Raw genomic sequence first — 24,531 nt, 5'->3', positions numbered from 1 at the left:
GCGCCATGTGCCTCACCCCAGCGGGCCAGCGCGCCGACCGCGGCGCGGGCGAGCCCACGGCGGCGCGCGGCCGCTGCGGTCTCCACGTGGTGCAGGCCCAGCCAGCCCCGCGTCACCGTGCCTCGGGCCATCGCCAGCAGTGCGCCGTTTTCCTCGTACCCACAAAAGGTCACGGTCTTCACGGCGGTGAGCACATGGTTGGCGGCGGCCGGAAGCGGACCTCGCCGCCCGGAGATCATCGCGAGCATTTCCGGGGTCGGCTTGTCGGTGTGGAAGAACGCCGGCGTGTCGGGGGTGTTGGCGACCAGGTCCGGGAGGTCGATGACCTGGACGAGGACGGTGCACTTCAGTGACCATCCGCCGCGATCGAGGGCCCGCGCGACGATCCGGTAGAGCGGGAGCGGCACGTCCATCTGGGGCGGCAGGCCGTGAGCACGGTAAAAGTCGATCACCTTTGCGATCGCCGAGTCGAGCGGGACGCCGGGGCTCCCGATGGGCAGCGCCGAGTTGGCCCGCCCCGTGTATCCCTCGGCGGCGCGCAGCCACCAGTCGCCGAGCATCTCGACGGTCGGGGCGGGCATGGCCTCGGCGGCCGCGAGCTCCACCCCGTTGACGTCGGGCACGCGTTTGGCCCGGTGCACTTCGTCTAGTGGCACACGAACCGGCCCCCGTAGGGTCGCCACCGTGAGATGGGTGTCGCTGAATTCGGTCAACTCGCCCAACATGTCGGTGAACCGACTCCCGACTCGCCTGCGCACCACAACTCTTGAACCGACATCACGCTTAGCCAACACTGATTACCGACCTCCCGAACCGGGATACTAGGCTGGCCCTATATAGCGCGTGGAAGGACGACCCCGTGACCTACATCATCGCCGAGCCGTGCGTGGACTTGCTGGACAAGGCCTGCATCGAGGAATGTCCGGTCGACTGCATCTATGAGGGCAACCGGATGCTCTACATCCACCCGGATGAGTGCGTGGACTGCGGGGCTTGCGAGCCGGTCTGCCCGGTGGAGGCCATTTTCTACGAGGACGACGTCCCGGAGAACTGGAAGGACTACACCGCGGCAAACTACGAGTTCTTCGAGGACCTGGGCTCGCCCGGCGGCGCGTCCAAGATCGGCAAGATCGAGAAGGACGCCACGTTCGTGGCGGCCCAGCCGCCCCGCGAAACGTCCCACTGAGCCACTGAGCCTTTGAAGAAGAGCTCAGGGCTGCCCGACTTCCCGTGGGACCTGCTGGAGCCTGCGAAGGCCAAGGCGGCCTCGCATCCGGACGGGCTGGTCGACCTGTCGATGGGCACACCGGTCGACCCGGTGCCGGACTTCATCCAGCGGGCGCTCGCCGAGGCCGCGGACGCGCCGGGATACCCGCTCACGGCGGGCACCCCGGCGCTGCGATCCGCTTTGGAAAAGTGGATCGCCCAGGCGTGTGGCGCCCAACCCGGTTTCGGCGTGCTGCCGTCGATCGGGTCGAAGGAAATGGTCGCCTGGCTGCCGACGCTGCTGGGGCTTGGACCAGGGGACACCGTCGTCCTTCCCGAGGTCTGCTACCCCACATATGAGGTCGGCGTCAGGCTGGCCGGCGCGACCGTGGCGCGCGAGCCGGTGCCGGGCGCGCGGCTGGTGTGGATCAACTCGCCGTCCAACCCGACCGGGCGGGTGCTGTCCGCCTCCGAGATGGCGGCTCTCGTCGCGTGGGCGCGCCGGGAGGGTGCGATCGTCGCGAGTGACGAGTGTTACCTCACCCTGCCGTGGACGGCCACGCCCACGTCGGTGCTGTCGATATGCGCCGGGGACTACGCGGGAGTGCTTGCGCTGCATTCGCTTTCGAAGCGGTCCAACCTCGCGGGCTATCGGGCCGGTGTCGTGTCGGGCGACCCCTCATTGGTGGGCGAGCTGCTCGCGGTGCGCAAACACGCCGGCATGATCGTGCCGGCGCCGGTGCAGGCCGCGATGATCGCCGCGCTGGGCGACGAGGCGCACGCTGCGGCGCAGCGATCGGTTTATGGGGCCCGCCGGACGGTGCTGATCGAAGCCGTGGAGAAGGCCGGGTTCACCATCACGCACTCGCAGGCGGGGCTCTATCTGTGGCTCAGCCGCGGCGCGGATGAGGATTGCTGGTCCCTTGTGGACTGGTTCGCCCAGCGCGGCATCCTCGTGGCACCGGGCGACTTCTACGGCCCGGCAGGCAAGTCGCACGTGCGGCTGGCGTTCACCGCGACCGACGAGAGGGTCAACGCGGCGGCTGCGCGTCTTTGCGCCTGATAGATTCATTATCGTGTACCTGGCGAAGGTCAAGATCGACGATATCCGCGGGTTTCGCGGCCCCCGGCGGGTTGACCTCGATCTTGCGCGCCACGACCATGACTCCTATGCCGGCTGGACCGTCCTGGTTGGACCGGACGGGGCCGGCAAGACCACGCTGCTGCAGGCGATAGCGCTCGCACTGGCCGGGCCCCCGGTCGCGCCCGTGCTGCGTCCGGCCGACTGGACCGAGGGTGGGGTCGAGCTCGACCTCGCGCCGGAAGACGTCTATGTGGGAGTCCACATCGACGGGTCAGAGGTGTCGGCCGAGAGCAACGTGGCCGCGCCCCCGCCGTGGCACGGCCGGATGACGTGCGTGGGATACGGGGCCGATCGCCGGGCGGGGCAGGGGTCAGGCGCACACCCCTTGGCGGGCCTGTTCCGCGACGACGTGACCCTTTGGGGCGAGCCGCCGCAGGATCTGCCGCACGCGCTCAGGCCGCTGGTGGCCGACCTGTCGCGTCAGGTGCAGGGGCCGGGCGTGGTGCTCATCGACGAGGTGGAGCTGCACCTTCACCCGACCTGGCAGCAGCGCATCGGCGACTGGCTGACTGAGCGCTTCCCGCAACTGCAGTTCATCGTGACGACGAATAGTCCTTATGTCTGCCAGTCGGCCTCGCCCTCCGGGCTCATCCACCTGCCCGACCCGGCCGAGCAGCGCGCGCCATATGCGGTGGACGGCGACACCTACCGCCGGGTCGTGTTCGGCAGCGGGGAAGACATCGTCCTGTCCGGACTGTTCGGATTGGACAGTCCATACTCGAGCCGCGCCCGTGCGCTGCGGCGCGAGCTGGTCGAGCTGGAGCTCAAGGTGCTTGAGGGCACGGCAAGCCAGATCCAGCAGGCCCGCTACCGGGAGCTGCAGGAGCTGCTGGTGAGCTCGCCGGTGACCCGCTCCCGCGAGCTGGCGGCCTTGCTGGACAAGGAAAAGGCCCGGCGCGGGACAAAATGATCTACATACGCAGGATCCCTCTGCCGGTGGCGCTGGCGGAACGGCTCCTCGTGCTCACCGGGCTCATCCCGATGTCCACCGCGCGGCAGCTGTGGAACAGGAGCCGGGTCGAACGCCGGGGACTGCGCGACGCCCTCAACACGATGGCGCCCGGACACCAGCGATGCATGTATTGCGGGGACAGCGAGGGCACCAGCGTCGACCACTTCGAGCCGATCGCCCGCAACCCGATGCGCACCTTCGACTGGCTCAACCACCTGCTCGCCTGCTCTTTTTGCAACAGCAACCAGAAGGGCAGCCGCTACCCGGTGGACGACGCGGGCCGCCCGCTGCTCATCGACCCGACCGTGGATGACCCGTTCGACCACCTGATGCTGTCGTTGTCGGTGGGCGAATACCGCGCCCGCACCCCGAAGGGCGCGGCGACGCTCGATGTGCTGGCTCTCAACCGGGCCGTGCTGGTGCGGGGGCGGCAGCACGCGCGTGATGTGGTCGGCCAGGCGCTGCGCATGTGGCGGTCCGCGCAGAAGGTGGGCGACGGGCGGGAGCAGGCGCGCCAGATCCGTACCATCCGGATGCAACCCCTGGCCGACGTCTACCACGCCATGTTGCGCTATGCGTTGTCAGACAACGCTCCGCTCCTGTTCGCCGGCGACGCCGATCTGATCACGATCCTGCGCGACCCCGAGCTCCGCTCCTCGCTGTGAGGGCGCGGGCGCGGACGGTGGCGCTACAGGACGGCTTCCAGCGGTAGGTCGCTGCCGCGCCAGGTGGCTGCCAACTCCTGCACCGGCAGGTTGAGCGCCTCACCGAGGCAGATGATCGTGCCGAATCCGGGAGAGGGCAGTCGTCCGGTCTCGATCTTGCGGAGGGTTTCGGGCGAGATGCCGGCGGCATGTGCGACTTCCGCTAGATCGCGTCCCGCTCGCGCCTGGCGCAGCAGGGCGCCGAGGCGCCTGCCGGCTTCGATCTGCTCGGGAGTGAGCGGTTGGCGGACCATGCTCCCCAGGATATGGCTGGTATTACTATACCGGCAAGTGTTAGTGTCGCCGGTATAACTATACCGGCACCCTGTAACGCGAGGTATTCGTGATTGAACTGAAGACGCCTGCGGAGATCCAACACATGCACGTGGCCGGGCGCTTCGTCGCCGAGGTGCTCTCCGAGGTCGGTCGGCTCGCCGACGTGGGCGTCAACCTCCTGGATCTGGAACACCACGTGCGCGGCATGATCAAACAGCGCGGGGCGGAGTCGTGCTACTGGGACTACGAGCCGGCCTTCGGCAAGGGCCCGTTCCGCAACGTCATCTGCCTGTCGGTCAACGACGCCGTCCTGCACGGCCTACCCCACGACTACATATTGCGCGACGGGGATGTGTTAAGTGCCGACTTCGCGGTCGGCATCGACGGCTGGGTGGCCGACTCGGCGCGCACGGTCGTCGTCGGGACCGCCGCCGAGGAGGACCTTCGGCTGATCCGTGCCACCGAGGAAGCGTTGGAGGCGGCAATCGAGCTGTCGCGTCCGGGCAACCGCCTGGGTGACATCTCGGCGGCCATCTGGGCGGTAGCCCGCGATTACGGTTATCCGGTCAACACCGAGTTCGGTGGCCACGGCATTGGCCGCACCATGCACGAGAGTCCCCACGTCCCGAACAAGGGCCGGGCAGGGCGCGGCCTCATGCTCCGGCCGGGCCTGACCCTCGCGCTCGAACCCTGGTTCGCCCGCACGACCGACCGGATCGTCTATGACGCCGACGGCTGGACCATCCGGTCGGCCGACGGCTCGCGCACGGCCCACTCCGAGCACACGGTCGCCATCACCGAGGACGCACCCTTGGTGCTCACCCGGCGGGAACCGGAGGCCACGTAACGAGAGCCTGATTGCGCTCAGTCGTTGGAGTGCAGGGTGGGGTTGAGGGTGATGCCGGTGCCCTTGCGCGGGCGGGCCTCGAGGGCGCCGGTGACAGAGTTGCGCAGGAAGAGCACGTTGGAGGCGCCGGAAAGGGCGGAGGCCTTGACGATCTCGCCGGTTTCGGTGAGCGTCACCTTCGAGCCCGCGGTGACGTAGCAGCCCGCCTCGACCACGCAGTCGTCGCCCAGCGCGATGCCGATGCCCGCATTCGCGCCGACCAGGCTGCGCTCGCCGACGGAGATGACGATCTGGCCGCCGCCCGACAGCGTGCCCATGATGGACGCGCCGGCCCCGATGTCGGAGCCCTCGCCGACGACCACACCGGCGGAGATGCTTCCCTCGACCATGGAGGCTCCGAGGGTCCCCGCGTTGAAATTCACAAAGCCCTTATGCATCACCGTCGTGCCCGGAGCCAGGTGCGCGCCGAGCCGGACCCGGTCGGCGTCGGCGATCCGCACGCCGGACGGGACCACATAATCGGTCATGCGCGGAAACTTGTCGACCCCATAGACCGCCAGGTGACGGCCCTCGGCGCGCAGAAGCAGGCGCAACTGGTCGACCCGCTCGGGCGGGCATGGCCCGGCGGACGTCCAGGCGACGTTGTTCAGCAGACCGAAGATGCCGTCGAGGTTGGCCTGGTGCGGGCGGATCAGCCGGTGAGAGAGCAGGTGCAGGCGCAGCCAGGCATCGGCGGTGTTGGACGCCGGCTCGGCCAGCGAGCCGATGACCGTCTGGACGGGCTCCACGCGCAGTCCGCTCAGCACCGGCTCGGCCACCTTGGGCAGGGAGCCGTCCTCGGGGGCGCCGAGGCCCAACTGCGGGAACCAAACGTCGAGGATCTGCGAATCGGTGACGGTGGCGAGGCCGCGGCCCCAGGCAGGCTGCTCCAGTTGCATGGAACGTAGGCTACCTTCATGGATTCGTCGCTCACGCCGCAGGTGCTCGCCGATCCGGTCGCGCTGACCAGGGCCCTGGTCGACATCGAATCGGTCTCAGGCAACGAGAAGGAGATCGCCGACGCCGTGTTCGCGGCGCTGGTGCCCAACGAGCGGCTGACGGTCGAACGGCTCGGGCACACGATCATCGCGCGCACGCGGTTGCAGCGGGAACAGCGGGTCGTGCTCGCCGGGCATCTGGACACGGTGCCGCTCGCCGGCAATTTTCCGTCCACTGTGGACGATGAGCGGATCTGGGGCTGTGGCACGTCCGACATGAAGAGCGGCACGGCGCTCGCGCTTCACCTGGCGACGCGCGACGCCGACCCGCAGTTCGACGTCACGTATTTCTTCTACGAGTGCGAGGAGGTCGAGCGCGAGCGCAACGGGCTCAACAAGGTTGCCGCGTCCCACCCGGAGCTGCTCCAGGCCGACTTCGCCATCCTGCTGGAGCCCACCTATGGCCTGGTCGAGGCGGGCTGCCAGGGGACGCTGCGGGTCAGGGTGACCGTGCCGGGCCGGCGGGCCCACTCGGCCCGCTCCTGGCTTGGCCGCAACGCGATCCACGACGCGGGCGAGCTGCTCACCCGATTGAGCGAATACAAAGCGCGTGAGGTGGAGATTGACGGCTGCCTGTACCGGGAGGGGCTCAACGCGGTGCGCATCACCGGCGGCGTGGCTGGAAACGTGATCCCCGACCTGTGCGAAGTCGAGGTGAACTTCAGGTTCGCGCCGGACCGCAGCGAAGAGGAGGCCGCCAGGCACGTGCGGGAGGTGCTCGGCGGCTTCGACGTGACCCTGATGGATGTGGCCGGTGGCGCCCTTCCGGGGTTGGGCGCGGCACCGGCCAAGGCGTTCATCGACGCGGTGGGGTCGGCCCCCAACGCCAAGCTCGGGTGGACTGACGTGGCCAGGTTTGCGGCTCTCGGCGTACCGGCGCTGAATTATGGCCCAGGCGACCCCAACCTGGCACACACCCGCGAAGAGCATGTGGAGATCGCCAAGATTGAGTCGGGCGCCGAGGTCCTAAGACGATGGCTCTTCGGCTGAGGCGGCCTCGGGCAGGGACGAGGCGAGCGCGGTCGCGGCGGCGATGCGGCGTGCGGTCACCGTTGCCCGGATGCGCTGGCGCATCTGCTGTCGTTGCCGGTGCAGTTCTCGGTTCGTCACGTTGATCGCCCCCTCCACCATTGCGCGACTTAACCCATTGACGCCGTAGCCTGCCAAAAGGTTGCGGTTGCCGCATGTGAATTAACTGGATTGCCGCTATACCCCATTCCCGATGTGGCGCAAACCACGCCATGAGGGCATGCAGTCACCGGCCAAACGAGTCACCGGGACTAGGGTTGTGGGCATGACTGAGGGCTCGTCCCGAGTGAAGTGTGCGGAGGGACGCCAATGATGGAGAGCAACCGGAAGCCGGAGCGGCATCGCGGGCCGGTGACCCTGCGGCGTGAGGCGGCCACGGGCGCGACGGCCGATCAGGCCCTGCTCGACTCGCGTGGCCGTCCGGATTGGAAGGTCAAGGACTCGTGGCGGACGCTGCGCATCCTGAGCGAGTTCGTCGAGGGGTTCGACACGCTCAGTGATCTCCCGTCGGCCGTGAGCGTGTTCGGTTCGGCGCGCAGCAAACCGGGATCGCCGGAGTGCGAGATGGCCGAGCGGCTCGGCGCCGCCCTGGCGCGGGCCGGATACGCGGTCATCACCGGCGGCGGGCCGGGCGTGATGGAGGCGGCCAACAAGGGCTGCACGCAGGCCGGTGGCCTGTCGGTGGGCCTGGGCATCGAGCTTCCGTTCGAGCAGGGCATCAACGAGTGGGTCGAGCTGGGCATCGACTTTCGCTACTTCTTCGCGCGCAAGACCATGTTCGTCAAATACGCGCAGGCGTTCGTCGTGTTGCCGGGCGGGTTCGGCACCATGGACGAGCTGTTCGAGGCCATGACGCTGGTGCAGACGGGCAAGGTGACCCGGTTCCCGGTGGTGCTGATGGGCGTGGCTTACTGGCAGGGGCTGATCGCGTGGATGCGCGAGACCATGGCCGGCCAGGGCATGATCGGCCCGGACGACCTCGACCTGCTGTTCATCACCGATGATGTCGAGGCGGCCGTGAAGCACATACTGGACGCGGACAGCGCTCTGTAGCACCGGCTCTGCAACACTTAGCTCGTGAGCAGCACGCGGTGGAAGCTGGTGCGCGCCCCGGTCGCGCGGCCGGTCCTGCCGACCCTCGACCCGGTCCAGCGGGGGATTGTCGTGCACCGCAAGGGTCCACTGCTGGTGCGCGGGCCGGCGGGCACGGGCAAGACGACCACATTGGTCGCGTCGGTCGTGCAGGCCATGCGCGAGGGCATCGACCCACAGCGGATCCTCGTGCTCACCTATTCGCGGCGTGGCGCCCAGCGGCTGCGCGAGCAGATCGAGGCCAATGTGACCGGGGTGTCGCATCAGCCGATGGTGCGCACGTTCCCGGCCTACGCGTTCGGCCTGTTGCGAAGGGGCGCCGTTTTGGAAGGGGCGCCGCCGCCGCGCCTGCTGTCCGGGCCGGAGCAGGATCTCGTGATCCGCGAGCTGCTCCCCGGCGCGAATGCGAAGTGGCCGGAGCAGCTGGAGCCCGCATTGGCGACCCGTGCCTTCGCCGAACAGCTGCGTGACCTCCTGTTGCGTGCGGCCGAGCGGGGCGTGCGGGCCGACGATCCGCTGTGGACGATCCGTGAGGACTGGGTGGCGGCTTCCCGCTTTCTTATCGAGTACGAGCAGACGCTCGCGCTGCGCGACGAGACCACGCGCGGCACGGTGGGATACGACCACGCCGAGCTGGTGCAGGCGTCGATCGCGCTGCTCGACGACGACCGCGGGTTCGCCGACAGCGAGCGCGGCCGTCTCGAACTGGTCTACGTCGACGAGCTGGCCGACACCGACCCCGCCCAGATCCAGCTGCTCAAGCGCGTCGCCACGAACATCGTGGCCTTCGTCGACCCGGAGTCTTCGACGTTCGCGTTCCGTGGGGCCGACCCGGAGATCGCGCGCACGTTTCCCGACCACTTCCCGGGCACTTCCTCGGTGGTGCTCGAAAAGGTGTACCGCGGGGCGCCGACAGTGGAGGGATACGCGTTGCGCACGCGCGGCAGCGAGGCGGCCTATGTTGCGCAACGGCTTCGCGAGGCCCACCTGGAGCAGGGCATCCCGTGGTCGCGCATGGCCGTCATCATGCGCTCGGCGAGCCTCCAACTTGGACCGTATGAGCGCGCGTTGCGTCACGCCGGGGTGCCGACCGTCGTGCATGCGGAGGATCTGCCGATCCACCTGCAGCCCGCTGTCAAGCCGTTTCTGCTCCTGCTGCGCTGCGCGCTCGATCCCGAGTTGCTCACCGAGGAGGCGGCGGTCGCGCTGCTGCACTCGCCGCTGGGCGGGGCCGACCCGCTCGCCGAACGCAGGATACGCCAGGGGTTGCGGGCGGTGGCCGGGCTCGAACTGGTCGAGGCGCTCAACGATCCGGGCAACCTGGTGACGCTCGAAAAGCGTTGGGCCGCACCGCTCCAGCGCATCGCGGTGCTACTCAAAGTTGCGCGTGAGGCGACGGGCTCAGCGGAAGAAGTCCTGTGGGAGGTGTGGCGCACCAGCGGCCTCGCCGATCGCTGGGCCGCGCTCGCCACGACCCCGGCGACCGGGGTCGATCAGCGCCGCCGGGCCGAGGCGGCAGACCGCGATCTCGATTCGATGATGGTGCTCTTCGACGCGGCCGCCCGCTTCACCGACCGGTTGCCGGGCGCGCGCATCGAAGCGTTTCTGGAACACGTTGAGGGGCAAGAGATCGCGGGCGACTCGATCGCCGAGCGCGGCGACCGGGGCGAGGCGGTGCGCCTGCTGACCGCGCATGCCGCCAAGGGCCTGGAGTGGGACTTCGTCGTTGTCGCGGGCGTGCAGGAGGGCATCTGGCCCGACCTTCGGCTGCGCGGCAGCCTGCTGGGCTCCGAGCATCTCGTCGACGAGGTGGCGCAGCGGGTCGCACCCGGTGCGAAGGCGCAACGGCTGGCGCAGACCACGGCGCTGCTGCGCGAGGAGCGGCGCCTGTTCCATGTGGCTTGTTCACGGGCGCGCAAGCGATTGCTCGTGACGGCGGTGGATTCCGGCGCGGTCGGCGGGGCGGACGGCGAGGAACGTCCGTCGCGTTTCCTCAACGAACTGTCCGAAGTGGATGAGATCGAGCTCACCAGGCCTTCGCGGCCGATGACTCTCGCCGGGCTCGTGGCCGAGCTTCGCGTCGCGGCGATGGACGGCAACCTCGACGCAGCCGCCGAACTCAAGCGCTTGGCCGACGCGGGCGTGCCGGGCGCCGACCCGGACCAGTGGTGGGGCCTGCCGCGCCTGTCCGACGAGAGCCCCGTCTATCAAGACCTGGTCCGCGTGACCCCGTCCACAATGGAGAGTGCACTCCGATGTGGACTGCGATGGCTGCTTGAGCGCCACGGCGGGGCCGCGCCCGCGACGTGGGCGGCGAGCGTGGGCAACCTCGTGCACGCGGCCGCGATGCTCGCCGAGGAGGCGCAGACCGACCCGGCGATCCTGATGGAATATGTCGCCGCACGATTCGAGACCATCGAGCTGGCCGCCAAGTGGCTGTCGGGCCGAGAGCGCGAGCGGGCGAGCCAGATGGTCGACAAGCTGGTGCGCTGGCTGGCCGAAAACCCGCGCCGACTGCTCGCGATCGAAAAGGAATTCACCGTCCGACTCGAACACCATCCACCCATCGAGCTGACCGGGCGGGTCGACCGCCTCGAAATCAACGACGACGGCGAGCTGGTGGTCGTCGACCTCAAGACGGGCAAGACGACCACGGCGACGGCCGCCGAGCTGCCCGAGCACCCGCAGCTGGGTGCCTATCAGGTGGCGGTGGAGGAGGGCGCGTTCGGCGAGAGCGCGGTCAGCGGGGGCGCCTCGCTTGTCCAGTTGGGGACGTCCCATAAGGACGCCAAGGAGCAGGAGCAGGAGGCGTTGCGCCGGGCTGAGGACCCGCGCTGGGCGCATGAGATGGTCCACCGCACGGCCGACACCATCGCGGCATCGACGTTCATGGCGAAGGCCAACGACAGCTGCCGGGTGTGTCCGGTTCGGACAAGCTGCCCGGTCTCCGGCAAGGGCCGCCAGGTGATCGAACCATGACCCCCACCCCTTTCGCGTCGATCATGAACTTAAGTCCATGTTCGACGGTGTCTCGTTTCCGAAACTTCAGGGTCGGCTTCATTGCGTTGATCATGAAGTTCGCGCGGCGACACACCGTCGAGAATGGACCTGCGTTCATGATCGACCGCCAGAGCGGGGGTGGTGGGTGTGGTTGGTGAGGGGCCGCGGTGGACGGCGCAGGAGTTGGCCGAGGCGCTGCGGTTGCCGCAGCCGACCGACGAGCAGGCGGCCGTGATTGCCGCGCCCGTCGAGCCCTTGCTGGTCGTGGCCGGGGCCGGGTCGGGTAAGACCGAAACCATGGCGGCGCGAGTGCTCTGGCTTGTCGCAAATGGACATGTGCAACCGGAGCAGGTGCTGGGCCTCACGTTCACCCGCAAGGCGGCCGGAGAGCTGGCCCATCGGGTGAGGGTCCGGTTAGGACAGTTGCGCCAACATGTGGGTGGGCTTGACGGCGAGCCGACCATCGCCACGTATCACTCGTTTGGGTCGCGCATCGTCACCGAGCACGGGCTCAGATCCGGCTATGAACCGGCCGCGCGGCTGTTGACCGAGGCGTCGTGCTGGCAGCTCGCCGATGAGGTCGTGCGCTCATACACCGGCGACATGTCGCATGTGGACAGTGCGCCCACGACGGTCGTAGCGGCCGTGCTCGCGCTCGCCGGCGAGATGGCCGAGCACCTGGTCGAGCCGGACGACCTCGCCACCTGGACCGGCCGCTTCCACGCCACGCTCTCTGCCAAACCCGGGCGGCAGATGGCCGAGGTGGTCAAGCTCCTCGCCCGGCAGCGCGCTCGATTGCAACTCCTTCCGCTCATTAGGGGGTACCAGCAGAGGAAAGCCACACTGGAGGCGATGGACTTCAGCGACCAGATGTCCCGTGCGGCGCTCGTCGCCCGCGATCACCCCGAGGTCGGCGTGGCCGAGCGGGACCGCTTCCGGGTGGTGCTGCTCGACGAATACCAGGACACCAGCCACGCACAGGTGGTGCTGCTGCGCTCGCTGTTCTGGGGCGGGCATCCGGTCACGGCGGTGGGTGACCCATGCCAGTCCATCTACGGTTGGCGTGGCGCGAGCGCGGGCACGCTTGACCGGTTTCCGCTGGAGTTCCCGACTTCTGACGGACGGCCTGCGACGAGACTCTCGCTGAGCCGCAGCTTCCGCAATCGCAGTGAGATTCTGTCGGTGGCCAACCGGATTTCCGAGCCACTACGCGACATGTCGGTGGTTTCGCTGACGTCCGGGAGTGACGACCGGGGCACCGTCGTGTGTGGACTGCTGGAAACGTCGGCCGACGAGGCGCTGTGGATCGCCGATCAGATCGTGACGGCGTGGCGCACGCACGCTCGCGTGGCGCCCGATCAGCATCCGGGATTCATCCCGATCGTGCGGCGGCCGACGACCGCCGTGCTGGTGCGGCTGCGCTCGCAAATCCCGGCCATCGAAAAGGCGTTGCGGGCCAAGGGGTTGCCGGTCGAGGTGGTGGGGCTCGGCGGGCTGCTCGACACGCCGGAGGTGCGCGATGTCGTGTCGACGCTGCGGGTGCTCGCCGATCCGGCCGATGGTGCGAGTCTGCTGCGGTTGCTGACCGGCGCGCGCTGGCGGATCGGGCCGCGCGATCTCGTTGTGCTGCACCAGCGCTCGCGGGAGTTGGCGAAGGCGAGGCGCCCGGCCAATGTGGACTTTTCAGCGACGCCCGATCGATTGGAAGACGCTGCGCTGAGCGAGGCGCTGGAGGACCCGGGGGATCCCGAGCGGTATTCGCCGGAGGGATTCGCGCGCTTTCAGCGGTACCAGAAAGAAATGGAAGAGCTGCGACGGAGGCTGGAGCAACCGCTCAGCGATTTGATCGCGGACATCGTCAGAACCATAGGTTTGGACGTCGAGGTCGCCGTGCGGGCGGCGGCGGTCGGCGGCGACGCGGGGCTCGCGCGGGCACACCTGGACACGCTGGCGGAGGTGGCGGCCCGGTTCAGCAGCGACACGGACGGCGCGCCGCTGTCGGCTTTTCTGGCGTTCCTTGAGGCGGCGGAAAACGAGGAGCGCGGGCTCGCGCCGGGCGAGGTGGACGTGTCCGAGGGTGCGGTGCAGGTGCTGACCGCCCACGCCGCCAAGGGCCTGGAGTGGGACGTGGTCGCGGTCGCCGGGCTCACCAAGGACGTGTGGCCGGGGCGCAGCAGCGCGGCGGACCACTACTTGAAAGGTCTTGGCGTGCTGCCGTTTCCACTGCGCGGCGACCGCACCGGCTTGCCGGTGTTCAATGTGGACGCCGCCGATCAGCGGGAGCTCGGCCGGGCCGTGGTGGAGTTCGAGGACGCCTGGCGCGAACACGATGCGCGCGAGGAGCGGCGGCTGGCCTACGTGGCGGTGACCCGGCCGCGCAGTTGGCTTTTCGCCTCGGGCTATTGGTGGGGCGAGGGCCTCAAGAAGCCGCGCGGGCCGTCGATTCTGCTTGAGGAAATCGCGCTGATCTGCCAGCAGGGCTACGGGCGCGTGGACAAGTGGGTCGCTCAGGCGGGCGACGAAAATCCGCTTTCCGGTGCGGTGGAGGCGGCTTGGCCGTTCGATCCGCTCGGCAATCGGCGGTCCATGGTGGAGTCGGCGGCGACGCTGGTGCGCAACGCGCGTCCAAAGCGGACGGCGTGGAGCCGCGAGACCGACCTGTTGCTGGCCGAGCGGGACGAGCAGCGCAAGCGGGCGGCGCTGATGGAGGTGCCGCTGCCCGCCCATCTGTCGGTGTCGCAACTGGTGGCTCTGCGCAAAGATCCGGCCGAGCTGGCGCGCAGGATCCGGCGCCCGCTGCCCTCGGCACCCGATCCGTACGCGCGGCGCGGGACGGCCTTCCACCGATGGCTGGAGTCGCAGTTCGGATCGCCCGCACTGTTCGATTTGGACGACCTCTACGACGCCGAAGAGGCACCCGACTCGGAGCTGGAGGCGCTGAAGGAGGCGTTCTCGCACAGCGAATGGGCAGGGCGCGCGCCGATCGAGGTGGAGACGCCGTTCGTGCTGTCGCTGGGCGGGGTCGTGGTGCGTGGGCGGATGGACGCGGTGTTCGAGCGGGGCGGCTTCTACGAGGTCGTCGACTGGAAGACCGGGCGCGTGCCCAAGGGCGCGGCGGCGCGGGCGGCCGCGGTGCAGCTGGCGGCATACCGGCTGGCCTGGGCGTCGCTGCGGGGCGTGCCCGTCGAGTCGGTGAGCGCGGCGTTTCACTACGTGAAGGCCAACATGACCGTTCGGCCAGCCGATCTGCTCTCGTCGGAGGAACTGACAGCGCTGATCACCGAGCTGCCCGTGTCCGGAAAGTGACTGTGCCCACCCGGCTTGACAGGGCATGGTAGGGCCGTGGAAAAGGTGGTGCAGGAGATCGCCCTGGTGCTGCTGGTGGCACTGGTCGGGGTGCTGCTCGCCGCCGCCGTGGTCCTCGCCCCCTGGCACCCGGCCGAGGCCACGCAGGAGCCGGTGACGGGTTTCGTCACGCGCATGCCTGGGCAATCCTGACGGGTGTTGGTCGTCGGCACGTCCGGCTGGCAGTACAGGGACTGGCGCGGGCCGTTCTACCCCGGGGCGCCGTCGCTCTCATTCTACGCTGGGCAATTCGAGACGGTTGAGGTGAACAACTCGTTCTATCGCCTGCCGTCGAAGGAGACGTTTGAGAAGTGGCGCGACGAGACGCCCGAGGGATTCATCTTCGCTGTGAAGATGAGCCGGTACCTGACACATGTCAAGCGGTTGCGCGACCCCTCGGAACCGGTGTCCCGCTTCCTGTCCGCGGCATCGGGGCTAGGCGGCAAGCTCGGGCCGGTGCTGCTCCAGCTGCCGCCCACGCTGCGGTTTTCCGACGACCTGGATGCCGTTCTCGCCTCGTTCCCACGGGACATAAGGGTCGCCGTGGAGCCCCGGCATCGGTCGTGGTGGTGCGACGAGGCACGGGAGCTGCTGGAAAAGCACGGGGCCGCGCTGTGCTGGGCCGACCGGCTCGGGCGGCCGATCACTCCGCTGTGGAGGACGAGCGACTTCGGCTATGTGCGGTTGCACGAGGGGCGGGCCCATCCACGTCCGCGCTATGGGCGTGCGGCGTTGACTTCATGGCTGCGGCGGATGCGCGTGTTCGGTGATCGGCCGGTGTACGTCTACTTCAACAACGATCCCGGAGGCGCCGCGATCGCTGATGCTTTCGCGCTGTTGAGGCTGGCAAGGTAAGTTGCAGCAGTGCGAGCCGTCCTCTCAGTCGTCGTCGCCGGGTTGGTGACGCTGCAGCCGAGCCCGCAGCCCGACCTCGTGCGCGGGCTGCAATGGCACATCGGAACGATGCGGCTGGGGGAGGTGCACGGCCGCGCCACCGGGGCGGGGATGGTCATCGCGGTCGTCGACTCCGGGGTCGATCCCCAGCACCCCGACCTGCTCGGGCAGGTGCTTCAGGGGCCCGATCCGAAGGCCAACACGGATACGGATGGGCGTGGCACCGGGCTTGCCGGACTCATCGCCGGGCATGGGCATTCCAACACCGCACTGTCCGGAGTGGACCCAGGGGAGGCGGGCGTGCTGGGTGTGGCACCGGGCGCGAAGCTCCTGCCGATCGCGTTCGCGCCGGTGGCCGGGCAGGTGGGCGACCCGAACGAGCTGGCGACCGGGATCGAGCTCGCGGTCAACCGCGGTGCGCGCATCATCTGCATCGGGCGCGGGGTCGCGCCGAGCGAACGGCTCGAGTTCGCGATCAACGTGGCGGTCGAGAAGGATGTGCTGGTGGTGGCCGCCGACTCCAGCACCTGGCCGGCTTCCTATCCGGGGGTACTGACGTCGATCCCCGCCGATCGGACGGGTGCGGTCCGGCAGGCGCCGGCGAGTGGGCGCACGACGGGGATAGTCGTGCCGGGGGTGGATATGATCACGACCGATCGGGCGGGAGGATATCGGCTGGCGGATCCGTCCGCCGGGGCCGCGATCCTGACCGGGGCGGCGGCGGTGGTGTGGTCGGCCAACCCGAACGCGAAGGCCTCGGAGGTCGTGGAGCTGCTGCGGCGTACGGCGAAGGACCGCGGCACGCCCGGCGCCGACAAGGACTTCGGTGTCGGCGACCTCAACCTGCTGGCGGCGCTCAACGCGGCATCGGTCAGGCCGTCCGGCTCGGTCAGCCCGCAGCCGAGAGCGACACCGAGCAAACGGCCCGCGGACACGGCCGCTGCGGGCACCCCGCTGGCCGAGTCCGGTGACTGGCGGCGCTGGATGGTCGCGCTGCCGCTGTTGCTTTTCCTTGGTGCACTTGGCTTTTGGGTCGGCCGCACCGGGCGTGCCCGCCGGGCCCTGCCGCGACCATAGCCGCACTCGATATAGGTGCCGACCAGGAAGAGGTCGACCGGCCGTGAGACCTGCTGACGGCCGACGGCCGACAACCTGACCGATGCGGCTGGCTCAAGGACAGGTTCGGGCGTCAGGGGTGACACCACCGGATAGTCTCCGTGCGTGGAGACGCGACACCGGCCCGCCGTGCGGGTGGTCTGCCTGGACGCGAGCCAGTGCATCCTCTTGCTGCGCTGGCGCGACCCGTTCGACGGGGCGATCCTCTGGGAGCCACCTGGCGGCGGGATCGAGCCGGGCGAGTCGCCGCTCGAAGCCGCGCGGCGCGAGCTGGTCGAGGAGACCGGCCTCGACCCGGCCGCCATCGGCGAGCGCTGGATCGACGTCGAGCGCGACATCGTCTGGAACGGCTCCCGCTTCGCGGGCCCCGAACAGTTCTTCCTCGCCCGCTTCAGCACCGACCGCCCGGCGGTCGTCCAGACCGGGCTCCTGCCCGACGAACAGCCCAACCTGCTGGCAGCCGCCTGGATCCCACTGTCCGGACTGGACGCTCTGCCCGACCGCCTCGAACCCCCGAACCTCGTGGAGATTCTCGGGAAATTGGGAGTCTGAATGGTCGTGCTCAAAGCCCTCGACCCGACCGCGACGGCCGCTGCCGTATCGGCCATTGTGGCGCTGGCCGTCTCCGTGATGGCCACATTCCTTTCACCCATGGTGAAATATCGCTTCGACCAGCGGTTGGAGAGCAGAAAACTGGAGCTCACCTATCGGGCGGAACAGAGCAAGGCGCTTCGCGATCGGATCGCCCACCACAAGGGCAGCGTGCTCAGCGCCGTGGAGGAGCTGAACGACCGGATACGCAACTACCACGACAAGGCAGAAGCACCGACGTGGCTTGGCAACTCCACGGGATACTACGAGCGGACCTTCGCGTTCCGCATCATCAGCGTCTGGTATGTGGCCGAAAGATTCACCCGCGAGGCGATCTACATCGACTCGGCGGTCGCGCTTCCCGGTGACTCGGAGTTCGTCAGGGCGATGAGGCTCAATCTGGAGGTCTGGTCATCGGGCAGCCTGTTCGACGGGCTTCCCTACTCGGGCGCCTCGGAGGAGGATCATTTCTTTCGCAACCGGATAACAAGCATCGTGGAGGAATTCAGCGACGACATGCTGTCCCGGTCGCTCACGTGGACACAGTTCCAGCAGACGCTTGACGATGGCAACAGCCGCTTTGCTCCTGTCTTTGGATACCTCGACAAGCTGGAGCGTGATCCCGCACAGCTGAAGTACCAGCGACTGGTCGCGGTCCATCTCGTCGGGGCAGCCACGCTGAACTCGTTCGGCTACGACTATCAGCGCATGTCACCCGAGCACCTCAAGCGGATCGCCGCGCGATGTGGCCCAGAGGTCAGGGCGAATCTGCGCCAGCTCGTGCTGCGGTTGCACCTGCAGGACTCGGTCGGCTTCAGGGAACTGGTTGAGGTTCTGGGCACAGATGTCTAGCTTGTCGCGGGGTCGATGAGGCCCCAGCGGGAGCGGATGGCGCGGTCGGCCTTGCCGAAGACGAAGTCGACGAGCAGGCCGAAGGTGAGGATGACAATCATGATGGCGATGACGCCGGGGGCGTCGCCGAATTCGCGGGCGAAGGTGAGCTGGCCCCCGATGGAGGTCTTGCCGAGGCCGACGATGATCAGCTCGCCGGCCATGAGGCTGCGCCAGGAGAACGCCCATCCCTGTTTGAGGCCGGAAACGAAGGACGGCAACGCGGCGGGTGCGATGATGTACCAATACAGTTTGAAGCCTCGCGCGCCGAGGTTGCGGCCCGCTCGCAGGAATAGCGGTGGCAGATAGTCGATTCCGGCGATGACCCCGTTGGCGATCGACGGTGCGGCGCCGAGCACGACGACGAAGAAGATAGCCTGCTCGCTCATCTGGAAGAGCAGGATGGCCAATGGGAACCATGCGATGGACGGCATCGTCTGCAGCGCCGTAATCATGGAGCCGATCGCGACCCGTAGCACCTTGATGCGCGCAACGGCGAGTCCGAGTGTGACACCGAGCGCGAGCGAGAACCCGTATCCCATGGCCGCACGCCGAGCCGTGATGAGGATGCCGTCCCACAGCTCCGAGTGCTGCGCCCGCAAAGCGAGCTCGTCGAGGACACGTGCCGGTCCCGGCAGCGCGTAACTTGGCTTCCATTCCAGCCATACCGCGATCTGCCACACCAGTAGAGCGATCCCGACCGCCGCGAGCTTGGGCCACATAACCGACCACACGCCACGTGCTCGCGAGCGAGGCCGTTCAGCGAGCTCCAGCGCGTCTAATCCGGACAGCGTTCCTCCCGCCCCCCAGCCCTTCGGGCCCAACGTCCTTGTGTCAGCGGCCATGGCGCCCAACCTCCTTGCGCAGCCGATCGGTGATGTCGGCGGCGAGCGTGGCCACCTCTGGAGAGTCGATGCGCCTCGGGCGCGGGATGTGCACGCCCGTCTCGTAGATGATCCGGCCCGGACGGCTGGACAGCAGCACGATCCGGTCGGCGAGCCGGGCCGCCTCGCGCACGTTGTGCGTGACGAACAGGATGGTGAGCTCGCGCGCCTGCCAGATCCGCTCCAGTTCGTCGTGCAGCAGGTCGCGCGTCATCGCGTCGAGCGCACCGAACGGCTCGTCCATCAGGAGCATCGGGCTGTCCTGCCCGAGCGTGCGCGCCAGTGCCACGCGTTGGCGCATGCCGCCCGACAGCTCGTGCGGCTGCCGCTTGGCGAACTCGCCGAGATGCACCAGCTCCAACAACTCTGCCACGCGACGCCTGCGCTCTGGCTTTGGCACACCCAGTAATTTCAATGGGAGTTCCACGTTGGACGCCACGGACAGCCAGGGAAACAGGGCCGGGTCTTGGAACATCAGGGTCGGTGCGCGGTCCTGCCCCAGCGCGATCCTGCCCGACGTCGGGCGGTCGAGCCCGGCCACCAGATTCAACAGAGTGCTTTTGCCGCAACCGGATGCGCCCACGAGGCACACGAACTCGCCGCGCTTGACGTCGAGCGACAGCCCGTCGAGCGCCAGCACGGCCGCGCCGCCGCGACCGAACACCTTGGTGACGCCCGAGAGCGTGACCGCGTCGGCCGTCACGCTCTGCGCGCTCTCCAACAGAGTCATAATCCTTTAACCTCTGGCTTTCCGGCCGCCCGCAGCACCTCGTTGAGCAGTTTCAAGTCGTAAATGCCGTTCAGGTCAACCTTTTCGAGCAGTCCAATCTCGACCGCGTGGTCGGCGCCGACCTTCAGCGAAGTCGCCAGTGGGTCGTCGAGGAAGGTGAGCGACGGCCAGGACTGCTGGATGAGCTTGCGGTCCAACGGCTTTCCGCTCAGCTTGCCGATGTGGTCGGAGACGGCCTGCTGTGCCTCATCGGGCTTGGCGTTGATGAATTCTGTCACCGCGACATGCTCTTCGATGAGCTTCTTGACCTTTTCCGGGTACCGCGTCAAAAACTCGGTCCGCACGATGAGATGAGCGATGACGAACTGTCTGCCCGGCCACAAATCACGCTCGTCGACCAGGATTTTGCCGCCCGCCGAGACCAGCCGGGACACGAACGGTTCGGGCACCCAGGCACCGTCGATCGCGCCCGTGCCAAAGGTTTCCACGGTCTGCGCGTTTTCCTGCGGGATGATTTTGACGTCGCCGCCACCCTCCTTCGTGGTGGTCAGGCCCTTGCCCTTGAGCCAGTGGCGCACCGCGACGTCTTGCGTGTTGCCCAGCTGCGGGGTGGCGATCCGCTTGCCGCGCAAGTCTTCCGCGCTGTTGATGCCGGGCCTGACGACCAGTGCCACACCGCCGGATGCGGCGCCCGCTACGATCCGGATGGCTTCGCCATTGGATTTCGCGTGCGCGTTGATTGCCGGGTTGGGCCCGATGTAGGTGGCGTCGATCGCGCCGGAAAACAGGGCCTCGATCGCGGCCGGCCCGGCGTTGAAGGTCGACGTCTGCACGTTGGTGAAGAATCCCTTCTCCAATCCGACCAGCGCCGGCGCGTGCGTGATGTTGGGGAAGTAGCCGAGCCGCAGGGGTTGCGAGGCTTGGCTGCCCTCGCTGCAGGCGGCGGTCCCCAGCGTCAACGCAGCGGCGATCGCCAGCGCGGTGAGCCTGCTCATGGCAGTCGACCTCCGTAATCTCTACAATTCCTACTTGTTTGATGGGAGCTATGGGTTAGGCTAGCCCGCGCGTCCACTAAAGTCCAGTCGGTGGAAATCGTGGTCGTGGTCGGCGCGGGGTTCAGCGGAGTGGTGGCCTCGCGCGAGCTGCTGCGTGCCGGTTGGCAGGTGGTTCTGGTCGACCCGGGTGCCCGCCCGGGACGCGGGCTGGCCTACTCCACCGCAGCGCCGTGGCACCTGCTGAACTCGCCCGCCTCGGCGATGAGCATCGAGCCGGACGACCCGGGCCATTTCGTGCGCTGGTGTCAGGCGCGCGGTGTTTCCGGCGAGTTTGTGTCGCGCGGGCTGTACGGCGACTATCTCGTCGAGGCTCTGCGCGCCGCCGACGACATGGGCAGTCTGACCGTCCACCGGGGGCGCGTGATCCGCGTCTTCGAGGGAAGCGTGGGCATGATCGTGCTGCTCAACGACGGGGTCGTGATCCCGGCCGACCGGGTCGTGCTCGCGCTGGGCAACCCGCCTCCGGGTTGGGTGAGGGGCGCGACCGTGCAGGACCCGTGGGCTCCGGGTGCGCTCGACGGGCTGCCGGACGGGCCGGTCACGCTGATCGGGTCCGGCCTGACGGCTGTCGACGTGGCGCTCACGCTGGCGCGCGGCGGGCGGCATCCGCGCATCGAGATGGTCTCGCGGCACGGGTTGCTCCCGCGGGCGCACGCGTCTGCGGGGTCTTTCCGGCTGGATGGGCCGAAAAGTCGTACCCTGGCCGGACTTATGCGCGAGATTCGCCAGATGTGTGAAGGCGACTGGCGGGGTGCGATGGACGCGCTTCGTCCACATTGGAACGACTTGTGGGCCCGGCTGTCTCCCGAAGACCGGGAGCGGTTTCTGCGGCACGTCGCCCGGTATTGGGAGGTCCACCGGCATCGCATGGCGCCCGCGGTCGCGCGTGAGGTCGACGAACTGCGGGCAGGCGGGGTGCTCACCCTGTCGACGGGGCTCACCGGCCGGTACCAAATCATCATCAATTGCACCGGCCCGGGAAGGCTGATCGACGTTGATCCGCTCGTCCGCTCGCTGGAGGCGGAGGGCTTGGCCAGGCGCGGGCCGCACGGACTCGGGCTGGACGTCGACGAGCACGGGGCGCTGCTGCCCAAGCGCAAGATTTTCACGCTGGGACCGGCCCGGCGCGGGTGGCTGTGGGAGACGACGGCCGCGCCGGAGATTCGCGCACAGGCAAGGTCGCTCTCCATCCATTTTTGTCAGCTGAGTCTCATGGCCGCAGGTGTCTCGCCTCGGCCTCCCGCCCGCCGCGGTTGACTACGGAACCGCGTGGCCTTCGGCAAGGGCCTTCCCCGTAACACTCCGCTGCCGCTGCGCCGGCGAAGGCCCCAAGCCGCCTCTAGCGCCCGCCGGGCCGTTTGTGCGCTAGGGTCGTTGCGTGCTGATTCCGCGAACCCATTACCAGGTCGAGCGATTTACGCTCCCTAACGGCCTGCGGGTGGTGCTCAGTCCGGATCGAAGCGCGCCGGTCATCGGCGTCGCCGTGGTCTATGACGTGGGCATTCGCTCCGAGCCTGAGGGGCGCACCGGCTTCGCCCACCTCTTCGAGCACCTGATGTTCCAGGGCTCGGCCAATCTGGAGAAGCTGGCGCACTTCCGGCATGTGCAGGGCGCGGGCGGCACGTTCAACGGCTCGACACATCTGGACTACACCGACTATTTCGAGACGGTGCCGAGCAATGCGCTGGAGCGCATGCTGTTCCTTGAGGCCGACCGCATGCGCGGGCCGCGCCTGACCGAGGAGAATCTGCTTAACCAGATTGATGTGGTTAAGGAGGAGATCCGGGTCAACGTGCTCAACCGGCCCTACGGCGGGTTCCCGTGGCTCAAGCTGCCGCCGGTCATGTTCGATACGTTCCCCAACGCGCACGACGGCTACGGCTCGTTCACCGATCTGGAGGCGGCGACCGTCGCCGACGCGGCGGAGTTCTTCGATCGTTACTACGCCTGCGGCAACGCGACGCTGGCGGTGTCCGGCGACTTCGAGACCGACGCGGCCCGTCGCCTGATCGAGAAGCACTTCGGCGATGTCCCGGCCCGGCCCGCGCCGGACCGCCCCGACTTCGGCGAGGCCGATCTGTCGGGCGAGCGCCGCGAGTCCTATGTGGATGGGTTGGCCCCGCTGCCCGCGATCGCGGCCGCTTGGCGCATCCCCAACCCGATCACCGAGTTCACCGCCTACCTGCCCTATGTGGTGCTGGCCGAGGTGCTCACCGACGGCGACGCCTCCCGCCTGGTCGAGCGGCTGGTGCAAAAGGACCGCAGCGTGACCAGCGTCGGGGGCTATGTTGGCTTCATGGGCGAGCCGTTCGAGGTGCGCGACCCGACCGCGCTGCTGCTGCAGGCGCACCTGCCGCCGCAGGGCAGCGTCGACAAGGTGCTCGCCACGTTCGACGAGGAGCTCGACCGGCTGGCCAACGACGGGCTGACGCCGGGCGAGCTCGCGCGCACGCAGGCGCGCATGGCGACCCACCTGCTGCGCGAGACCGACGCCGTGCTGGGCCGCGCGCTGCGCATGGCAGTGCTGGAGCTACAGCGCTCCAACCCGGCCCTGCTCAACGACCTGCCCCACCTGATCGCCGAGGTGACCGAAGACCAGATCCGCGAGGCGGCCTCCCGGCTGCGCCCGCAGCGGCGGGCCTCGGTCGAGGTCGTGCCCGGGGGTGGGCAGCAGTGATGATCCGCTCGACCGCTTCGATCGCCACAAGTTCTCTGGAGGGCCCGCGCGTGACACCGATGACGCTTGCGGAGTTCGACGCCGCGCCGCGGGTCGCCGCGCCGCGCGGGATGGGCGCCGCCGAGGGAGGCCTGGTTTGACCACGATGACGCTTCCGGGGCTCGACACCAACCGGCCGCTCACACTGCCGCCGCAGGCGGAGGTCACGCTGCCCAACGGGCTCACGGTCATGGCCATCCACCGCCCGTCGGTGCCGCTGGTCGAGGTGCGGCTGCGCATCCCGCTTGCCAAGGCCGAAGTCGCCGCGAGCACGCTGCTCGGGCAGACGCTCTTCTCCGGCACCAGCCAGCGGTCCAACGTCGAGATCGCGTCCGAGCTGCAGGCCGTCGGGGGTGGGCTGGCCGCGGGCATCGACCCCGACCGGCTGCTCATCTCGGGCAACGCGCTCACCTCCGGGCTCGACCGGCTACTCGAACTGCTGGCCGAGGTGCTGCACGACGCGGCCTACCCGGCCAACGAGGTGTCCACCGAGCGGGAGCGGCTCGCCGACCGGATCCAGGTCGCGCTCAGCCAGCCGTCCCACCTGGCACGCGTTGCCCTGCTCAAAAGGATGTATGGGCAGCATCCCTATGCGGTGCAGACCCCGCCGCTGGAGGAGGTGCGTGCCGTCACGCCGGAGCACCTGCGCGCCATCCACTCCGAGCGCATGCACCCGTCCGGCGCGACGCTGATCCTCGTCGGCGACATCGACCCCGACGCGGTGCTGGGCCCGGCGCAGGCCCGCCTCGGCACGTGGAATGGCGGGGGAGCGGCGGTCGAGCTGGAGCCGGTGCCCGCGCTGGAGCCCGGTCCGCTGCTGCTCGTCGACCGGCCGGGCGCGGTGCAGTCGTCGCTGCGGATCGCCCTGCCCGCGGTGCGCCGCACCGACCCCGACCACGCCGCGCTACAACTGGCCAACCTCGTCTTCGGCGGATACTTCTCGTCGCGTTGGGTGGAAAACATCCGCGAGGACAAGGGATACACCTACGGGCCGCACTCGATGATCGAGCACTCGGTGGCCG

Annotated in this window: 23 protein-coding genes and 1 pseudogene; 17 read left to right on the top strand and 7 right to left on the bottom strand. The window is 68.6% G+C overall.

Annotated features, from left to right (window positions below):
- Positions 1–656 (bottom strand): GNAT family N-acetyltransferase (locus tag DM816_RS25250; RefSeq protein ID WP_162907817.1); only part of this gene is annotated, 656 nt, incomplete at its 3' end.
- 203 nt (positions 657–859) lie between these two features.
- On the opposite strand from DM816_RS25250, the gene fdxA reads away from it, so the two are divergent.
- The 4 genes and pseudogenes from fdxA to DM816_RS25225 all read left to right on the top strand — a co-directional run bounded on the left by fdxA (position 860) and on the right by DM816_RS25225 (position 3,967).
- Positions 860–1,186, top strand: coding sequence for a ferredoxin (gene fdxA, locus DM816_RS25245; RefSeq protein WP_117212881.1), 327 nt, complete (start codon positions 860–862; stop codon positions 1,184–1,186).
- Positions 1,183–2,269, top strand: a pseudogene (gene dapC / locus DM816_RS25240) (succinyldiaminopimelate transaminase). Before fdxA ends, dapC begins: the two are co-directional and overlap by 4 nt.
- Positions 2,270–2,282: 13 nt before the next feature.
- A complete protein-coding gene (locus DM816_RS25230; RefSeq protein ID WP_211588845.1) occupies positions 2,283–3,260 on the top strand; it encodes an AAA family ATPase in 978 nt (325 codons plus the stop codon).
- Positions 3,261–3,286: 26 nt separating this feature from the next.
- Positions 3,287–3,967 carry an HNH endonuclease gene (locus DM816_RS25225; RefSeq protein ID WP_211588844.1) on the top strand — a complete coding sequence of 227 codons (681 nt, stop codon included), beginning with the start codon at positions 3,287–3,289 and terminating at the stop codon, positions 3,965–3,967.
- 23 nt (positions 3,968–3,990) lie between these two features.
- On the opposite strand, the gene DM816_RS25220 is transcribed toward DM816_RS25225, so the two are convergent.
- Positions 3,991–4,260, bottom strand: a complete 270-nt coding sequence (locus DM816_RS25220; protein ID WP_117212878.1) for a helix-turn-helix domain-containing protein — start codon at positions 4,258–4,260, stop codon at positions 3,991–3,993.
- 89 nt (positions 4,261–4,349) lie between these two features.
- Between DM816_RS25220 and map the strand changes: the two genes are divergently transcribed.
- On the top strand, positions 4,350–5,129 hold the full coding sequence (map, locus tag DM816_RS25215; RefSeq protein ID WP_117212877.1) for a type I methionyl aminopeptidase: 780 nt from the start codon (positions 4,350–4,352) through the stop codon (positions 5,127–5,129).
- 17 nt (positions 5,130–5,146) lie between these two features.
- Here the strand turns inward: map and dapD are convergent, their stop codons facing one another.
- The gene (gene dapD / locus DM816_RS25210; protein WP_117212876.1) at positions 5,147–6,067 is read right to left on the bottom strand and encodes a 2,3,4,5-tetrahydropyridine-2,6-dicarboxylate N-succinyltransferase; all 921 of its coding nucleotides are present in this window, start codon (positions 6,065–6,067) and stop codon (positions 5,147–5,149) included.
- 18 nt (positions 6,068–6,085) lie between these two features.
- Here dapD and dapE point away from each other — a divergent pair, with 18 nt between their 5' ends.
- A complete protein-coding gene (gene dapE / locus DM816_RS25205) occupies positions 6,086–7,156 on the top strand; it encodes a succinyl-diaminopimelate desuccinylase (protein ID WP_117212875.1) in 1,071 nt (356 codons plus the stop codon).
- Here dapE and DM816_RS42885 read toward each other — a convergent pair.
- Positions 7,133–7,276: a hypothetical protein gene (locus DM816_RS42885; protein ID WP_162907816.1), complete on the bottom strand. Its 144-nt coding sequence runs from the start codon at positions 7,274–7,276 to the stop codon at positions 7,133–7,135. The two genes, dapE and DM816_RS42885, sit on opposite strands and share 24 nt — an antisense overlap.
- 228 nt (positions 7,277–7,504) lie before the next feature.
- On the opposite strand from DM816_RS42885, the gene DM816_RS25200 reads away from it, so the two are divergent.
- The 8 genes from DM816_RS25200 to DM816_RS25165 all read left to right on the top strand — a co-directional run bounded on the left by DM816_RS25200 (position 7,505) and on the right by DM816_RS25165 (position 18,085).
- On the top strand, positions 7,505–8,248 hold the full coding sequence (locus tag DM816_RS25200) for an LOG family protein (RefSeq protein ID WP_117212874.1): 744 nt from the start codon (positions 7,505–7,507) through the stop codon (positions 8,246–8,248).
- 75 nt (positions 8,249–8,323) lie between these two features.
- Positions 8,324–11,266 (top strand): ATP-dependent helicase, encoded by a 2,943-nt coding sequence (locus DM816_RS25195; protein WP_117212884.1) that lies wholly within the window; start codon positions 8,324–8,326, stop codon positions 11,264–11,266.
- A gap of 162 nt (positions 11,267–11,428) precedes the next feature.
- The gene (locus tag DM816_RS25190) at positions 11,429–14,593 is read left to right on the top strand and encodes an ATP-dependent helicase (protein WP_117212883.1); all 3,165 of its coding nucleotides are present in this window, start codon (positions 11,429–11,431) and stop codon (positions 14,591–14,593) included.
- A 36-nt stretch (positions 14,594–14,629) separates the two neighbouring features.
- Complete coding sequence (locus DM816_RS42880) at positions 14,630–14,785, top strand: hypothetical protein (RefSeq protein WP_162907815.1); 156 nt, start codon at positions 14,630–14,632, stop codon at positions 14,783–14,785.
- Positions 14,786–14,788: 3 nt separating this feature from the next.
- Complete coding sequence (locus DM816_RS25185) at positions 14,789–15,487, top strand: DUF72 domain-containing protein (RefSeq protein ID WP_117212873.1); 699 nt, start codon at positions 14,789–14,791, stop codon at positions 15,485–15,487.
- 9 nt (positions 15,488–15,496) lie between these two features.
- Positions 15,497–16,603, top strand: a complete 1,107-nt coding sequence (locus tag DM816_RS25180) for a S8 family peptidase (RefSeq protein WP_117212872.1) — start codon at positions 15,497–15,499, stop codon at positions 16,601–16,603.
- Between the two features lie 144 nt (positions 16,604–16,747).
- Positions 16,748–17,194 carry an NUDIX hydrolase gene (locus tag DM816_RS25170; RefSeq protein WP_117212871.1) on the top strand — a complete coding sequence of 149 codons (447 nt, stop codon included), beginning with the start codon at positions 16,748–16,750 and terminating at the stop codon, positions 17,192–17,194.
- Positions 17,195–18,085 (top strand): hypothetical protein, encoded by an 891-nt coding sequence (locus DM816_RS25165; RefSeq protein ID WP_117212870.1) that lies wholly within the window; start codon positions 17,195–17,197, stop codon positions 18,083–18,085. It abuts the gene before it with no gap.
- Here DM816_RS25165 and DM816_RS25160 read toward each other — a convergent pair.
- The 3 genes from DM816_RS25160 to DM816_RS25150 all read right to left on the bottom strand — a co-directional run bounded on the left by DM816_RS25160 (position 18,082) and on the right by DM816_RS25150 (position 20,733).
- Positions 18,082–18,858, bottom strand: coding sequence for an ABC transporter permease (locus DM816_RS25160; RefSeq protein ID WP_246002214.1), 777 nt, complete (start codon positions 18,856–18,858; stop codon positions 18,082–18,084). The genes DM816_RS25165 and DM816_RS25160 overlap by 4 nt on opposite strands.
- A gap of 100 nt (positions 18,859–18,958) precedes the next feature.
- Positions 18,959–19,738, bottom strand: coding sequence for an ABC transporter ATP-binding protein (locus DM816_RS25155; protein WP_117212868.1), 780 nt, complete (start codon positions 19,736–19,738; stop codon positions 18,959–18,961).
- Entirely contained in the window at positions 19,735–20,733 is a 999-nt protein-coding gene (locus DM816_RS25150) for an ABC transporter substrate-binding protein (RefSeq protein ID WP_117212867.1), read from the bottom strand. Before DM816_RS25150 ends, DM816_RS25155 begins: the two co-directional genes overlap by 4 nt.
- 90 nt (positions 20,734–20,823) lie before the next feature.
- On the opposite strand from DM816_RS25150, the gene DM816_RS25145 reads away from it, so the two are divergent.
- The 3 genes from DM816_RS25145 to DM816_RS25135 form a co-directional block, all read left to right on the top strand.
- The gene (locus DM816_RS25145) at positions 20,824–22,050 is read left to right on the top strand and encodes an FAD/NAD(P)-binding protein (RefSeq protein ID WP_117212866.1); all 1,227 of its coding nucleotides are present in this window, start codon (positions 20,824–20,826) and stop codon (positions 22,048–22,050) included.
- Positions 22,051–22,174: 124 nt separating this feature from the next.
- The gene (locus tag DM816_RS25140) at positions 22,175–23,470 is read left to right on the top strand and encodes a M16 family metallopeptidase (RefSeq protein ID WP_425455275.1); all 1,296 of its coding nucleotides are present in this window, start codon (positions 22,175–22,177) and stop codon (positions 23,468–23,470) included.
- Between the two features lie 145 nt (positions 23,471–23,615).
- A partial coding sequence (locus DM816_RS25135) for a M16 family metallopeptidase (RefSeq protein ID WP_162907818.1) occupies positions 23,616–24,531 on the top strand: 916 nt, incomplete at its 3' end.

The organism is Allorhizocola rhizosphaerae, assembly GCF_003426775.1.
In the GTDB taxonomy this organism is placed as follows: Bacteria; Actinomycetota; Actinomycetes; order Mycobacteriales; family Micromonosporaceae; genus Allorhizocola; species Allorhizocola rhizosphaerae.
This window is presented reverse-complemented; position numbering and strand designations above follow the sequence as displayed.